Annotated in this window: 14 protein-coding genes; 6 read left to right on the plus strand and 8 right to left on the minus strand. The window is 38.0% G+C overall.

Annotated features, from left to right (window positions below):
• Positions 1–10: 10 nt before the first annotated feature.
• The 6 genes from lpdA to ampD form a co-directional block, all read right to left on the minus strand.
• A complete protein-coding gene (lpdA, locus tag KO502_RS10645; RefSeq protein ID WP_216022552.1) occupies positions 11–1,444 on the minus strand; it encodes a dihydrolipoyl dehydrogenase in 1,434 nt (477 codons plus the stop codon).
• A 140-nt stretch (positions 1,445–1,584) separates the two neighbouring features.
• Positions 1,585–3,549, minus strand: a complete 1,965-nt coding sequence (gene aceF / locus KO502_RS10650) for a pyruvate dehydrogenase complex dihydrolipoyllysine-residue acetyltransferase (RefSeq protein WP_216022553.1) — start codon at positions 3,547–3,549, stop codon at positions 1,585–1,587.
• A gap of 25 nt (positions 3,550–3,574) precedes the next feature.
• Entirely contained in the window at positions 3,575–6,250 is a 2,676-nt protein-coding gene (gene aceE, locus KO502_RS10655) for a pyruvate dehydrogenase (acetyl-transferring), homodimeric type (RefSeq protein ID WP_216022554.1), read from the minus strand.
• 310 nt (positions 6,251–6,560) lie between these two features.
• Positions 6,561–7,322, minus strand: coding sequence for a pyruvate dehydrogenase complex transcriptional repressor PdhR (gene pdhR / locus KO502_RS10660; RefSeq protein ID WP_216022555.1), 762 nt, complete (start codon positions 7,320–7,322; stop codon positions 6,561–6,563).
• A 459-nt stretch (positions 7,323–7,781) separates the two neighbouring features.
• Positions 7,782–8,780, minus strand: a complete 999-nt coding sequence (ampE, locus tag KO502_RS10665; RefSeq protein WP_216022556.1) for a beta-lactamase regulator AmpE — start codon at positions 8,778–8,780, stop codon at positions 7,782–7,784.
• A 1-nt stretch (position 8,781) separates the two neighbouring features.
• Positions 8,782–9,372 (minus strand): 1,6-anhydro-N-acetylmuramyl-L-alanine amidase AmpD, encoded by a 591-nt coding sequence (gene ampD, locus KO502_RS10670; RefSeq protein ID WP_216022557.1) that lies wholly within the window; start codon positions 9,370–9,372, stop codon positions 8,782–8,784.
• 144 nt (positions 9,373–9,516) lie between these two features.
• Between ampD and KO502_RS10675 the strand changes: the two genes are divergently transcribed.
• Both KO502_RS10675 and nadC read left to right on the plus strand, forming a co-directional pair.
• Positions 9,517–10,047, plus strand: a complete 531-nt coding sequence (locus tag KO502_RS10675) for a TIGR02281 family clan AA aspartic protease (RefSeq protein ID WP_216022558.1) — start codon at positions 9,517–9,519, stop codon at positions 10,045–10,047.
• 51 nt (positions 10,048–10,098) lie between these two features.
• Positions 10,099–11,007: a carboxylating nicotinate-nucleotide diphosphorylase gene (gene nadC, locus KO502_RS10680; protein ID WP_216022559.1), complete on the plus strand. Its 909-nt coding sequence runs from the start codon at positions 10,099–10,101 to the stop codon at positions 11,005–11,007.
• Positions 11,008–11,246: 239 nt separating this feature from the next.
• Here nadC and msrA read toward each other — a convergent pair whose 3' ends face one another.
• Complete coding sequence (gene msrA / locus KO502_RS10685; RefSeq protein ID WP_216022560.1) at positions 11,247–11,801, minus strand: peptide-methionine (S)-S-oxide reductase MsrA; 555 nt, start codon at positions 11,799–11,801, stop codon at positions 11,247–11,249.
• Positions 11,802–11,978: 177 nt separating this feature from the next.
• Between msrA and KO502_RS10690 the strand changes: the two genes are divergently transcribed.
• Together KO502_RS10690 and KO502_RS10695 are read left to right on the plus strand one after the other, a co-directional pair.
• Positions 11,979–13,226 (plus strand): HAMP domain-containing sensor histidine kinase, encoded by a 1,248-nt coding sequence (locus tag KO502_RS10690; protein ID WP_216022561.1) that lies wholly within the window; start codon positions 11,979–11,981, stop codon positions 13,224–13,226.
• Between the two features lie 27 nt (positions 13,227–13,253).
• Positions 13,254–13,823, plus strand: coding sequence for a response regulator (locus KO502_RS10695; protein WP_216022562.1), 570 nt, complete (start codon positions 13,254–13,256; stop codon positions 13,821–13,823).
• 108 nt (positions 13,824–13,931) lie between these two features.
• Here the strand turns inward: KO502_RS10695 and KO502_RS10700 are convergent, their stop codons facing one another.
• The gene (locus tag KO502_RS10700; RefSeq protein ID WP_216022563.1) at positions 13,932–15,044 is read right to left on the minus strand and encodes a DUF3083 family protein; all 1,113 of its coding nucleotides are present in this window, start codon (positions 15,042–15,044) and stop codon (positions 13,932–13,934) included.
• A 252-nt stretch (positions 15,045–15,296) separates the two neighbouring features.
• Here KO502_RS10700 and KO502_RS10705 point away from each other — a divergent pair, with 252 nt between their 5' ends.
• Positions 15,297–15,515: a DUF3820 family protein gene (locus KO502_RS10705; RefSeq protein ID WP_216022564.1), complete on the plus strand. Its 219-nt coding sequence runs from the start codon at positions 15,297–15,299 to the stop codon at positions 15,513–15,515.
• A 484-nt stretch (positions 15,516–15,999) separates the two neighbouring features.
• Entirely contained in the window at positions 16,000–16,173 is a 174-nt protein-coding gene (rmf, locus tag KO502_RS10710) for a ribosome modulation factor (RefSeq protein WP_216022565.1), read from the plus strand.
• The last annotated feature ends 58 nt before the right edge of the window (positions 16,174–16,231 follow it).

Here is a 16,231-nt window from a genome sequence, read left to right on the forward strand (position 1 = left end):
ATTTAACTAATTATTTTTTCTTTTTAACTGCTTTAGCATTTGGTAAATCAGTAATTGAACCTTCAAATACTTCAGCCGCTAAGCCGATTGATTCATTTAACGTTGGGTGAGCATGAATAGTTAATGCTAAATCTTCAGCATCTGCGCCCATTTCAACGGCTAAACAAACTTCACCAAGCATTTCGCCAGCGTTGATACCAACAATAGCACCACCAAGAACACGACCCGTTTCTTTTTCGAAGATCATCTTAGTTTTACCTTCAGTACGTGCAGAAGCAATAGCACGGCCAGAGGCAGCCCAAGGGAAGTTAGCAACTTCGATGTTTAAACCTTGCTCTTTCGCTTCACGTTCAGTAACGCCAACCCAAGCCATTTCTGGATCAGTGTAAGCGATTGAAGGAATACAACGTGGGTCAAAAGTATGTTTCTTACCAGAAATAACTTCTGCAGCACAATGTGCTTCGTGAACTGCTTTGTGAGCAAGCATAGGTTGACCAACAACATCACCGATAGCGAAGATGTGATCTACGTTAGTACGTAATTCATTTGAAACGTTGATGAAACCACGATCGTCAACATTAACACCTGCTTTTTCAGCGTCGATTAACTTACCGTTTGGCTTACGACCAACTGCAACTAAAATCTTATCGTAACGAACTTGACCTTCTGGTGCGTTCTTACCTTCAAAAGTAACGTATAAACCGTCATCTTTAGCGTCGACTGCAACAACTTTAGTAGACAACATGATGTTGAATTTTTTCTTGTTGTAGTTAGTGTAAATTTTAACAACGTCAGCATCTGCAGCAGGTACTAATTGGTCAGCGAATTCAACTACAGACACGTTAGAGCCTAATGCGTTGTATACTGTACCCATTTCTAAACCGATGATACCACCACCAAGTACTAACATTTCACCAGGAACGTCTTGAAGTTCAAGTGCGCCAGTTGAATCGATAACACGTGGGTCTTCTGTTGGGATAAACGGTAAATCTACAACTGATGAACCAGCTGCGATAATTGCGTTATCAAAAGTGATAGTTGTTTCTGCGCCGTCGTTACCTGCAACTACAATAGTTTTGTCTGAAGTAAACTTACCAAAACCGTAAACTGTGGTTACTTTACGTGCTTTAGCCATGCCGCCTAAGCCGCCAGTTAATTGGCCAACTACGCTTTCTTTCCAGCTACGGATTTTGTCTAAATCAATTTTTGGTGCGCCAAAAGTAACACCGTGACCTGCCATTTCAGCAGCATCATCAATTACTTTAGCAACGTGAAGTAATGCTTTAGATGGGATACAACCCACGTTTAAACAAACACCACCAAGTGTTTCACGGCTTTCTACTAATACTACGTCTAAACCTAAATCTGCCGCACGAAATGCTGCTGAGTAACCGCCAGGGCCTGCGCCTAAAACGACTACTTGAGTTTTAATATCTTTACTCATGTGAACCTCTAATTATTCGTAACAACCTTTTGGTGATTACGTTTTAAAATTTATTAGTTAAGCCTTGCTCATACAGTTATTCACAAGGCTTACGTTTTAGCAACACAATAACCAAAATAGTCATTATGTTGCTGGCATTACTACAATACTAAACGACGTAAGTCAGTTAAGTTATTAGCGATTTCAGTAGAGAACGCAGCACCTTCAGCACCATCAATTACACGATGATCGTAAGATAAGCTTAATGGCACCATTAAGCGTGGTTCGAATTCTTTACCGTTCCACTTAGGTTTAAAGTCTGACTTAGACACACCTAAAATACCTACCTCTGGTGCATTTACGATTGGCGTAAATGCAGTACCACCGATACCACCAAGGCTCGAGATAGTAAATGTACCACCTGACATGTCAGCTGCTTTAAGCTTACCGTCACGTGCTTTACCAGAAATTACGATAAGCTCTTGTGAAAGTTCTTCAATACCTTTTTTGTTCACGTCTTTAATAACTGGAACAACTAAGCCACCTGGAGTCGCTACTGCGATACCAATGTTGATGAACTTCTTAAGAATTAAGCTAGCGCCGTCATCAGATAATGATGAGTTCATGTTAGGGAATTTCTCTAACGCGCGAGCAACAGCTTTCATCACGAAAACAAGTGGCGTAATTTTTAAGCCAGTTTTCTTTTTAGCATGATAAGCATTTTGCTCTTTACGGAAGTCTTCAATATCAGTGATATCTGCTTCATCAAACTGTGTAACGTGTGGGATAGTCGCCCAGTTACGGTGTAAGAATGGACCAGAAATTTTCTGAATACGACCAAGTGGCTTCTCTTCAATTTCACCAAATTTACTGTGATCAACAGGTTTAACTGCAACAATCTCAAGTACATTTTCAGGAACTGCGCCACCACTTGCCGCTGCTTTAGGCGCTGCTAATGCTGCTTTAACGTAGTTTTGTACATCTTCTTTAGAGATACGACCTTTACGTGCAGTACCTTTAACAAGAGTCAAATCAACACCAAATTCGCGTGCTATACGACGAATTGATGGTGAAGTATAAACTGGGCCAGATGCTTTAAAGTCACTTGCTGGTACTGGGTCAGGGCGTGCTTCAGTTGTTGCTACAACAGGAGCAGGAGTTGCCGCTGGAGCTGAAGCTGCCGGCGCAGGAGCCGCTACTGGAGCTGCCTCACCACCTTTAGTTTCAAGCTTAATTACAACAGTACCTTGTTTAACTTTATCACCATTTTTGATGAATACTTCTTTCACTGTACCTGCATGCGTAGATGGAACGTCCATCGTTGCTTTGTCAGTTTCAAGGGTAATTAAACCGTCTTCTTCTTCGATTTCATCACCTACAGCAACAAGAATATCAATAACGTCTACTTCGCCGTCTTCACCGATATCTGGAACTGCAACTTCAATAATTGCTGGAGCAGAGCTAGCTACAGGCGCAGGTGCTGCTGCAGGAGCCGCTTCAGCTACAGGAGCAGGAGCCGCCGCAGATGCTTCAGCAGGAGCTTCAGAGCCAGCAACTTCCAATTTAATTACAATTGAACCTTGCTTAACTTTATCGCCATTGCTGATAAGTACTTCTTTAACGGTACCTGCATGAGATGATGGTACGTCCATAGTAGCTTTATCAGTTTCAAGGGTAATTAAGCCATCTTCTTGCTCAATTACATCACCAACGCTAACTAATACGTCGATAACTTCTACTTCGCCATCTTCACCAATATCTGGCACAGCAACTTCAATTACTTCGCTTGATGTTGCTGCAGGCGCTGCAGCTGGAGCAGCAACAGGTGCCGCTTCAGCTGGTGCAGGAGCCGCCGCTGGTGCTTCTTCAGCAGCTGGCGCCGAAGCGCCTTCTGCTTGAATTTCACCAATTACGTCGCCTTCTTTAATTTTGTCGCCCACTTTTACAGATAAGCTTGAAAGCTTACCTGCAAATGGTGCTGGAATGTCCATTGATGCTTTATCAGTTTCAACGGTAACAATACCTTCATCAGCTTCTAATGCGTCGCCAACAGCAACACAAATTTCAATGATTTCAACTTCTTCGCCGCCAACATCAGGGACTAGAATTTTTTGAATATCAGACATGTTTGTCTCCTTATCTAATCACTTATTAAGCGTAAAGTGGGTTAAGTTTATCAGTGTTAATGTTAAAGCGTTTAATTGCTTCAGTAACAACACTCTTCTCAACTTCACCACGGTTTGCTAATTCAAATAATGAAGCAACAACAATGTAGCTTGCATTTACTTCGAAGTGAGTACGTAAGTTAGCACGGCTATCACTGCGGCCGAAACCGTCAGTACCTAAACAACGGTATTCAGTGTCGATAAATGCACGAACTTGGTCTGAATAACCTTTAACGTAATCAGTTGCAGAAATAGCAGGACCTTTATCAGCAGTAATTACTGTGCCAATGTATGGTACTTTTTGCTCATCTTCTGGGTGAAGCATGTTCCAACGCGTAACGTCTTGACCTTCACGTGCTAATTCATTAAATGAAGTTACTGAGTAAACGTCACTTGAAACGTCGTAATCAGCCGCTAAGATTTGTGCTGCTTCACGAACAGATTCTAAAATAGTACCAGAGCCCATTAATTGAACGTTTGCTTTAGCTTTCTTCGCTTCAACCGTTTCTAACTTGTAAATACCTTTAATGATTTGCGCTGCTACGTCATCACCTTCAGGCATAGCTGGGTGTTTGTAGTTTTCGTTCATTAACGTTAAGTAGTAGAAAACGTTTTCGTTATCAGTGTACATGCGACGTAAACCGTCTTGTACAATAACTGAAATCTCGTAACCGTATGTTGGATCGTAAGTAACACAGTTAGGGATTAAGTTAGCTTGAACGTGTGAATGACCATCTTGATGTTGTAAACCTTCACCATTTAGCGTTGTACGACCAGCTGTAGCACCTAATAAGAAACCACGTGCTTGGCTATCGCCAGCTGCCCATGCTAAATCACCAACACGTTGGAAACCGAACATTGAGTAGTAAATGTAGAACGGAATAGTTGTTGCGTCACAAGTAGAGTAAGACGTACCAGAAGCAACCCATGAAGCCATTGCACCTAACTCGTTAATACCTTCTTGTAATACTTGGCCTTTTTTGTCTTCACGGTAGTAAGCAACTTGGTCAGCATCTTGAGGAACGTATTTTTGTCCTTCGTGAGCATAAATACCAACTTGACGGAATAAACCTTCCATACCGAACGTACGTGCTTCATCAGGAATGATTGGTACAATACGCTTACCAATTTTCTTGTCTTTTAATAATGCATTTAATACACGAACAAAAGTCATTGTTGAAGAAACTTGACGGTCACCAGAACCTTTCAAGATTGCGTCGAATACTGATAATTCAGGAACTTCAACTGGCTCTTCTGCTTGAACGCGACGTGCAGGTAATGAGCCACCTAAGGCTTCACGACGTGCCATCATGTATTTATATTCTTGGCTATCTTCTGCAAATCTGAAGTATGGTAAATCAGCAATTTCATCATCCGCTACTGGAATGTTGAAACGATCGCGGTAGTATTTAATTGACTCAACGTCCATTTTCTTAACGTTATGCGCGATGTTTAATGCTTCACCAGAAGCACCTAAACCAAAACCTTTAACCGTTTTAGCAAGAATTACTGTAGGACGACCTTTAGTTTCCATTGCTTTTTTGTAAGCAGCGTGAACTTTAATAGGGTCATGACCACCACGGTTTAAGCGGTAGATTTCTTCGTCAGACATATTAGCTACTAATGCAGCTGTTTCAGGGTACTTACCAAAGAAGTGCTCACGCGTGTACGCGCCGCCTTTTGCTTTACAGTTTTGGTATTCACCATCAACAGTTTCGTTCATAAGTTGTAATAACTTACCAGAAGTGTCTTTAGCGATTAGTGCATCCCAGTAACGGCCCCAGATAACTTTAACCACTTCCCAGCCTGCGCCACGGAATGTGCCTTCAAGTTCTTGAATGATTTTACCGTTACCACGAACAGGACCATCAAGACGTTGTAAGTTACAGTTAACAACGAAACATAAGTTGTCTAAACCTTCACGAGACGCTAAACCAATAGCACCTAATGATTCTGGCTCATCAGTTTCACCGTCACCTAAGTAACAGTAAACACGTTGGCCTGAACAATCTTTAATACCACGGTCAGTTAAGTACTTAAGAAAACGTGCAGTGTAGATAGCTTGTAATGGACCTAAACCCATAGAAACTGTTGGGAACTGCCAAAAGTCTTTCATTAAGTGTGGATGTGGGTAAGAAGATAAACCTTTACCATCACATTCTTGACGGAAACCGTTCATTTGCTCTTCAGTTAAACGACCTTCAACAAAAGCACGTGAGTATATACCCGGAGAAATGTGACCTTGTGAGAAAACTAAATCGCCGCCGTCTTTTTCAGTAGCAGCTTTAAAGATGTGGTTAAATGCTACATCGTAAAGTGTTGAAGAAGATGCGAAAGAACCAATATGACCACCAAGCTCTAAATCTTTCTTAGAAGCACGTAAAACTAATACTAATGCGTTCCAACGAATCGCTGCACGAATGCGTGATTCTAATATTTGGTCTGCAGGCATGTATGGCTCATCGCCTGAAGGGATGGTATTTACATAAGCAGTTTTTGCATCAAATGGTAAGTGAGTACCACTACGACGTGCATTATCAATTAATTGCTCTAATAAAAAATGTGCACGCTCTGGACCTTCGTTTTCCAGAACCGATTGCATTGACTCGATCCACTCTTGTGTTTCTGTTGAGTCAATATCGATATTTGGTATATCTGACATATTGTATAGTCTCCGATACTTTTGTGTTTTTAAAAATGTTTAAAATTAATAGTTAACTTACTGTGCTAACTATTCGTTTAATACTTTCTTTTACGCATGTACTTTTACTTTTTGCATTCTTGACAACTAATGTTAGTTAGCACCCCGAGTACAATATTATTTACTTCGCCGTATAACCCTTGCTACACGATTTTTTCGTTGTTCGTTCCATTGAACCGCAATAACATTATTTTGATAACACGCTTATTTTTAAACGTTAATTACCGGCTTATATCACTGCTAATATTCATAATTCTTTACAAACGTCGTTTTACATTCGTCTCATTGAGCGCTCAACACGACTATTTTCTTGCGTCAATTTAAGTAGCACTTCTTCAATAAAGGCTAAGTGTCGATGACTTGCTCCCCATGCTTTTTGCGGCTGACCGCTAATAATGGCATTAAGTAAGCTTTTTCTATAATCAGTAATCTTGCTAAAAATATCAGGTCTTTTAGCAAGTACTTTTAAATTTTGTACGATATTATCAACCAACAGTGACGACATACTACGTGCTAGCTGTAAAATAACCGCATTGTGTGATGCTGCACAAATAGCTAGATGAAAATCGACTACCGCTTTTGCTTCTACTTTAAAATCATTTTCTAATTGACTCGTGCCAATTTCATCATGTCTTGCTTCTATTTGCTCAAAATCTGCCGCAGTTCCGCGCATAGCCGCATAATAAGATGCCATCCCTTCTATACCGTGACGAAACTCTAATAAATCAAACTGTGATTCATTATTACTCGAAATTAACTCGAACAAGGGGTCTGAAAAACCGTTGAGTAAATTATCACAAACAAAGGTACCGCCACCTTGTTTACGGGTAACTAAACCTTTCGCTTCTAACTTTTGAATCGCTTCACGTAATGACGGTCTCGACACTTCAAATTTCAAAGCAAGTTCACGTTCAGGTAATAGCTTCTCACCTGGTTGTAGACTACCTTCAATGATCATAGTTTCAAGTTGCACTAAAATAATGTCAGCTAACTTCTGTGGCTTTACTCGCCCAGTGCTTTTGGTTGCGTTCATTTAGTTAGTTGCCAATACGTATGTATTCATAAAGTGATAAATTTAAAGTAATAATTAAATATTTTAGCTAGTTAAAGGATCAAAACGATCAAATCCTACCCACATATCAACACAAAAAAGCTTGGTAAATTGGTAAGACCTTTAATTTGGTAGGCCATAAAATAGCAAAAAAGCCTACTTTTGACAAGTGAATTTAGTATATGAGTACTATATAAGCAAAGTTTTTATGCGTGAAAACAACAAAGGCTATTTTCAAACACCTGTTTGTTTTAGCATCAATAAAAGCAGAACACCCTACTATTAATACTGACTCATTCTACTATTTAACATTTACCGTACATAGGCAGTATGTATAAACACGATGCATAGCTTATATGACGCCTTCATTAATAAAAAATTAACGATTAATGAAGGTGTCATCTAAATAATGGGAAAAGAATTTAATATTGCTTGAGCTCGTTAATTAAGAAAACCTGAAAGGGTTAAAATTGAGATAACAGCAAGTACCAGCAATAAGTTGCGTTTGGCAAGCCTTACTAATAAACAAGGCTCTGCTGTACAGTCATTTTCATTGACCATAATATCTTCCGATTTTTCAGCTACATCAATCAATATTTTATGAGTAGGCTTCGCTGTATCGAACAAGCTTTCTAACCAAACCGGTAAAGCCTTAGAGAAATGACCTACCAACATAAAACCAAATGAGGTGATACGTACTGGTAACCAATCAAGCCAAAAAAGAACGTCATGATGATTTTGACAACCCAAGCTAATGTTAGGGGCAATATTACTTTGATGTTCATTTGTAGTTGTTGTTTGAGTATCTTCTTGAAGTTCAGCTGCATCACTTATGTCATTGTCTGCATCATTTTCGGTAACTATTTCAACATCAAGATTATCATCCGCTTGTGACGAAAGTTCTGCTGCTTGGGCTTTATAAGCATCAGCAATACATTGTTCTTTTTTATGCTCTATCACGGTGGTAAGTAAGCGATAAAAAATAGCTCCTGCCGCGCCAAATACAGTAAAAAATAACATAATTGCAATATAGTAACGGTAGTTGAGCCAAATTAACGCTTGCCCAAAACCCATTTGCGGTAAGTTCTTATCTGACAATAATTGTTGATGGTACATTTCAGCCGTAGTTTCCTCATCACGAGTGGCTGATTTCAGATAATTTTTATAGGCTGATCTTGTCGTCGTACAGCCAAAACAAATAATCAGTATAACAGTGGAGAGTATCAACTCAATTAAACCGTTATGAATAGAAGTTAAGACTAAATAGGTGATAATTACAGGTATAATTATAAACATGACACTCGCGACAGTACCGTGCTTTGCGGTAAAATTTTTACCAAAAAGGTGTGTGTAATAATTATAATAAAAATTAAATTGCCACATTGAGCCAGACAATGAACGTTCTGCCATGATAGCAATTAATAAACTTAGTAAACTCATGTTATGTTCGATTCCTTATCGATTTTTCGCACAATTGTTGACGAAAATAGTGCCAATCAAATACCTTACCCGGATCGGTTTTTCGTATTGGGGCAATATCACAATGACCAACGATATTTTCCATAATAATCCCAGGATATTCATTTTGCAAACAAAGTGTTAACGCCGCCAAACCTTGATACTGCTGTTCTGTATAAGGAATATCATCAGTACCTTCTAACTCAATACCAATAGAATAATCATTACAGCGTTCTCTACCTTGAAAGGAAGAAACACCTGCATGCCATGCTTTATCCAAAAATGACACATACTGAGTAATACTGCCGTCACGGCGAATTAAACAATGTGCAGACACTTCAACACCAATTAAATCACAAAAACTATCATGCGCAGTGCAATCTAGTTTGCCAAGAAATAAGTCATCAATATATCGTTCACCAAACCTACCCGCAGGCAACGAAATATTATGTACTACTAATAGGTTGATTTCTTCATCACATTCTCGCGGCGCAAAAAAAGGTGAAGGTAAAACCTGTACTTGGGTTATTGGCTCTAACCAACCGTCAGAAATTATTAATGCTTGTAATGACATACGTAAAACTCATGTAAAGTTATATTTAGTGACATGTATTATCCGAATTAAGGGGGTTTAATATGTATAAGATTACACTTTTAGACTTTCTTGCTTATTCTATAAAACATACAATACTCATCTCTTAATCAAAGATGGTTTAGTATGACTGAAGTTGACCCAACAAACAAAATAGGAAAAACATTCGTTTGGCTCGCCTGGATAATTGGCTTAGCGTTATTAGTCTTTGTCTTTCAAGATGCGCTTGATGAGCAATACAACCCTAATAGCCAACCAGAAGTGCGCCTAACCGACTCTGGCCAAGCAGAAGTCACTTTAAATCAAAACAGACAAGGACATTATGTTGCCCGCGGCACTATTAATAATGAACCTGTAACATTCTTACTTGATACTGGTGCAACCCAAGTATCAATTCCTGCCCATATTGCCGATAAGTTAGGGTTAGTTGCACAAGGAAATTATCAAGTACAAACAGCCAATGGCAATGTCACTGTTTATAAAACACAAATTGCACAATTGAGCTTAGGTAATATTTTCCTTTATAATGTCGCCGCTCATATCAATCCTGCGATGAAGTCTGATGCAATACTTTTAGGCATGAGTGCCTTAAAACAAGTAGATTTTACGCAAACGGGTAAACAATTAATCTTACGCGAACAGCGAAATACCTATTAAGCGAGTCTAAAATTGACGTTAGTAGCACAATAGGTTTAACAGGAAAAAGCCATGCTTAAAGCACAATTAGAAAAATTACAGCAAGATATTAGCAAAACTATTGCTTGGTCACTTAGCGAAGACTTAGGCGCCGTTGACGGCGAAACGCCGCAAGCAAGCCAAGACATTACCGCCATGTTGATCCCCGAAAATGAGCAAGCAGTAGCAACGGTAATTACCCGTGAAGCATGTATTATTTGTGGTGTTGCTTGGGTAAACGAAGTGTTTAAACAACTTGATGCATCGTTCAATGCCACAACGCCTTCAGCTGAGCCTTATACAACTAAAATAACTTGGTTTGTTAATGATGGTGAATCAGCACCCGCAAACACAACCCTGTTTGAACTAGAAGGTAATGCTCGAATATTACTAACCGGTGAACGTGTCGCTTTGAATTTTTTACAAACACTCTCTGGCACAGCAACATTAACCAGTGCTTATGTAAAAGAATTAGCGGGCAGTGAAACTAAATTATTAGATACCCGTAAAACATTACCTGGTATTCGTAGTGCCCAAAAATACGCAGTGCTTTGTGGCGGTGGCGTAAATCATAGAATTGGCTTATTCGATGCCTTTTTAATTAAAGAAAACCATATTGCTGCTTGTGGCGGTATCGCTAATGCAGTTGCTACAGCAAAAGCAAACCACAGTGATAAAACAGTAGAAGTTGAAGTTGAATCACTCGATGAATTACAACAAGCATTGACGGCAGGTGCCGACATTATCATGCTTGATAACTTCACCCCTAAAATGATTGAAAAAGCGGTAACAGCTACGCGCGGTAAAGCCAAGTTAGAAGTGTCTGGTAATATGACCTTAGAAACTTTACAAGAATACGCTAAAGCCGGCGTTGATTTTATTTCTAGTGGCGCATTAACCAAACATGTACAAGCGGTTGATTTATCAATGCGATTTAAGTAATAAATTATATAAGCAACATATATTACATGTAGTTTATGCTGCTTATTTAAACCAAGTTATTATTGTCAGTGTCAGTAGAGTCTCTACATAAAACAGATTACACTGTCACATACACTAGAAGTAAACTAGAAAATGTTAACGCTACTAGAGATAGGTCTAAGCCCTAGCAGTATTTAGTTATTAATATACCCGTTCCACTTGAAGATGCAGGATTCAGCTGGAGCGGGTATATAAATTATTTATTTTAATTTATTAACAAAAGTCTCTCTGAACTTTGCTAATTTAGGCGCAACTAAATAATAGCAATATTGATTGTTCGGATTATTCTCAACATAGCCTTGGTGATACGCTTCAGCCTGATAAAAAATAACTGCAGGACTTACTTTAGTAACAACAGGCTCTATAAATACTTGTGATTGAGTTATCTCTTCAATCACAGCATTTGCCGTTTCTTGTTGCTCTGTATCATGGCTGAAAATCTCTGAACGATATTGTGTACCAATATCATTACCTTGCCGGTTTAATTGCGTTGGGTTATGCAAACTGAAAAAAATCTCAAGTATTTCACGATAACTTATCACGCTACTATCAAACTGCACTTGCACCACTTCAGCATGCCCTGAAGTACCGGTACAAATATCTTCATAGGTAGGGTTTTTAACCTGTCCGCCCATATAACCTGATATAGCACTACTAACTCCTTTAATGCTGTTAAAAGCACTTTCAATACACCAAAAACAGCCGCCCGCTAACGTGGCTATTTGTATTAATGAATCATTACTTTTATCTGTCATAGAATATGCCTTTGATTTTTATTTAGTTAATTAGCTATCTAACTAAACGAAATTAATACTACTTACTTTAAGAAGTATATTCATTAAGTCTTTAGCAACGAATATTTACTTCGGCTAAAAGCGTTAAGATGGTATTGTTACCACTGTATTGTACTCATATAAAACCATTAAAAATAGATGACAAATTTTTTTAAAATCACCAACCAAATTCAAGCAATAATTGCCCTACGCAGTATTGCTATTGCTATTCAACTGATATTAATTTTATTTGTAAATATAGGTCTAAATTACCAATTACCTTGGCTGCCTTTAGTCAGTATTATTGGCTTAGAAATACTGTTTACTCTAATTAGCCATACTTATTATCATCACCGCCAATTAAGCGAGAAAAAAGCCAGTCAAAACGCCGTACTTATTCAAATATGTGCCGACATTATATTTCTGTCTTTTATTCTATATTTTAGTGGCGGTGCTACTAATGCTTTTGTTTCCTTACTGCTCATTCCTATTGCTATTGCCGCGGTAACCTTAACGCCGTTATTACTTACTGTAGTCGCCTCACTTGCTATTGCCTCTTATAGCATTTTACTCTGGTCATTACCTATGAGTGTGATGCACGGTAACATGCAAGGCCACTTTATTGGCATGGGTATTAACTTTTTATTTTCGGCTTTAGTGGTTGCTATTGTAGTGGGTAAAATGGCGCGTAATATTAATCAGCAAGAGCTTGCTATTGCTGCTTATCGAGAAGACTTATTAAAACAAGAACAAGTGACTTCATTAGGTGTTGCTTCTGCACAAGTTACCCACCAATTAGCGACACCTATTGCCACTGTGCAATTACTCGCTGATGAATTAAGTGAAGATTTTCCTGATAATGATATTGTTGTTGATATGCAAAACCAATTAAGTCGTTGTAAAGACAGCTTAGCGGGGTTTCGTGCAATGGTTTTTGATATTAAAGAGCAAGTTATTAAAGAAGTTAATTGCCAATATTTATTTAATAACATTACCGAGAATGTTCGCGTAAATAACCCTGAAATGAATTTAACGCTTACCAATCATAGCCATACTGCAAATACCAAAATTAATACCGATGCGGCGCTATTACCTGCTATTCTCAATTTAATTAATAACGCTATACGAGCTAGCAAAGCAAATAATAGCAACACACTTAGTCTGAGCAGTGAAATTAATGATTTAAATTGGCAATTAACTATTCGGGATTACGGTAAAGGTTTTACGTTAGCAACACTAAATGAATTAGGGGTAAAACCAGTAAATAGTGAACAAGGCTTTGGCATGGCAGTATTTTTAAGTCATGCAAGTTTAGAAAGACTTGGGGGTAAGTTAGCATTAACAAACCATCAAGATGGCGGCGCTCTGGTTACCTTGAGTTTACCACTTGCCATTGCCTCAATATAAAAGACACAAACAAGAGAAATATCGATAATGGCACATACAGCGACTACTAACATAACCGCCCCTACTCTACCAAAATTATTAATTGTTGAAGATGATGTTATTTTTGCTAACACCCTTAACAGACGATTATCTAAACATGGTTTTGACTGTATACAAGTAGATAACAACAATGATGCTTTGTTAGCTTGTCATCGTCATACGCCTGATTACATTTTACTTGATATGAAATTAGCCGCTGAAAATACACTATCAATAATTACGCCGATGCGTAAACTGCGCCCACAAAGCCGAATAGTATTACTAACAGGTTTTGCTAGCATTGCTACTGCCGTTGACGCAATAAAGCTTGGTGCTGATGACTACTTATCAAAGCCGGTTGATAGTCAAACCTTATTAGCAACACTAAAAGGCGACAAAATAGATGTTGCACACTTTGAAAACCAGCCTGAAAAAACTTTATCTGCCGAACAAGTAGAGTGGCAACATATCCAACAAGTTTTAAAAGCCAATCAAGGCAATATATCTGCCACCGCAAGACAGTTATCTATGCACCGTAGAACGCTGCAACGTAAATTACAAAAGCGCCCACAAAATTAGTACTAGATACTAGGTACTAGGTACTAGGTACTAGGTACTAGGTACTAGGTACTAGGTACTAGGTACTAGGTACTAGGTACTAGGTACTAGGGCCTATCTTCCTAGCGACTAAAAATTATAAGCAAGGTGTTGATGAAATCTGATCATCATCTCTTCTTTTTTAGGCTCAATTTCTAGTTCTACTGCCATCAATTGCATGGCTAATTCAATTTGATTTAAGAATCGACCAAAACCATGATCACTATTATCTTCTGGCGTTGCGACAAATACCAACTGTACACTGTCAGTTAAATCACTGGCATTCCATTTGCTCACCATACCGCACGGGCTTTGCTCTGGGTTATAACCCAACATTTGTAACTCACCCACACGTGAAACAATCTCATGAATGCTATAGCGAACAATAGGTACTAAGCCATTGGCAATCAGTGCCCCATTATTTAAGTTGTAACACTTAGCCGCCATAGTAAAAACATCTGTTAAATAAGTATAAAGCGGGTTATACGGATCAGTAGAATGACTATCAATTTCTACCTGCTGTAATATCTCATTACTAATATTTAAAGTGACCACAGCATAATTCATCGCACTGTGATAACTAGGTAAGTTTACATCTTGGCTCGCATAGCGCTTTCTAATTTCACGGAGCATGTGTACTTGGTTTGTTTCACAGCCTTTATTTTTTGCGAACAAATCATAAGTTAAATGCTGGTGATCCCTAAGTCTCACATCACTTTTATCTAAGTTAATCACCTCACAAAAATCAGTCACTGCCTGACTAACACGTAGATGAAAATTAGCTGCATTGGTACGTATATCGTCACCCGTAGCTAAAAACAGTAAACAAACTTTTTTAGCTCTTTTACTGCCATCAAAAAATGACTTTTTAAGGTGGTGACTTGCAGGGTTATAATAAAATAAAATTTGCTGATTAGTTTGCCATTGATGCATTTCCTGGCTGTAACGTACCCGTGCCAATTTGTCGTTAGCAATAAACTGACAATTACCTAATGCAAGTTTATCGGTTAACTCAAAAAATATTGTAGATAGCTGCTGATAAAAATCATAATAAGGTTGCGGTTTCTGCTCGCTATATTTTTCTGAAAATTGTTGGATCAGTTCATCGGTTAAATTAAATTCTGCCAATATGTACTGATTGTCACGCACATTCCCTGGCAAATAAGCTTTGTGAGCCGCACTCCGTTTTCTAATAATCGACATATTCATCCTTCACTCTATAAATAAGGAAAACGTGACTAACTTTGCATGCTGGACAATGAGAATTACAAAAATTTAACTAGCTATTCCTATAATGCTGAGAATGATCATAAAATATCTTGCTAGGTAATATGCCTATCCAGTATTCGGGTTAAGTCATTAACCTTTTAACTTATAGGCAGTATAATGAGCCTTAATGAAGCTTTTGTGACGAACGCATGGCACAAATATGACAAGAATTGAATAAGGAATGTAATGCTAAATGATAAACAATTTTTGGTTGAAGCCATTAACCAAACCATGCCTTTTGGTAAATATGCGGGCAGAAAACTATTACAACTTCCTGAGCCTTATTTAGTGTGGTTTCACGGTAAAGGCTTTCCTGAGGGTAAATTAGGACAACAACTCGCCTTAATGTACGAAGTTAAACTCAATGGTTTAGAAGGCATGTTAAAACCTTTATTGCGCAGCTAAGTTACCCCTGCTGTTATTTAGCTAAATGACATCACTAAAATACATAGCTATTTTTAAATACTGCAATCATCATCCCCTAAACTCTATTTTTATTAATATTATTTAACATGATTTTTTAGAGTTATTTTATCTATAAAATAAACTTATTATTATTTTTAGTAATAACCTTTTTTAATTAAAATGACTAACGAGTTGTTTTGAAAAGGCAAACTTTATCATTAAAAAACGCTATTTTTTATCGCTTCTATTTCCTGTAAAAAGCAACTAATTTATTCAATTTTCTGCCTTGCATCATGACCAAATATCTCCTTAAATGATATGGCTAGTTGTGGTTAACATAGACATGAAATTAATTAAATAAGGTCAAAAGATTAACCATAAAGCCATATTTAGTAATAACTTTTTCATTTAAAGATTAACGTTGTTTTTTTACTAACAAACTGATTTACCGGAACAATTTTTAAGTATTTATGAGGTGTGTAAAATGAAGAGACAGAAAAGAGATAAGTTAGGCAGAGCGCATTCAAACGGTTATCAAGCAGGTTTAGGGGGAAAAGCTAAAGAGCAATGCCCTTATCAAAGTGTTGATGCGAGATCGCAATGGTTAGGTGGCTGGCGAGATGCCATTAGCGATAGAAATTTAGGACTATTAAGATAGATTAACAACCTGTAAAAATATACTACTGTCTATCATAATGCTGGTTAACAAAAATATG

The organism is Colwellia sp. E2M01, assembly GCF_018860585.1.
Taxonomy (GTDB): Bacteria; Pseudomonadota; Gammaproteobacteria; order Enterobacterales; family Alteromonadaceae; genus Colwellia.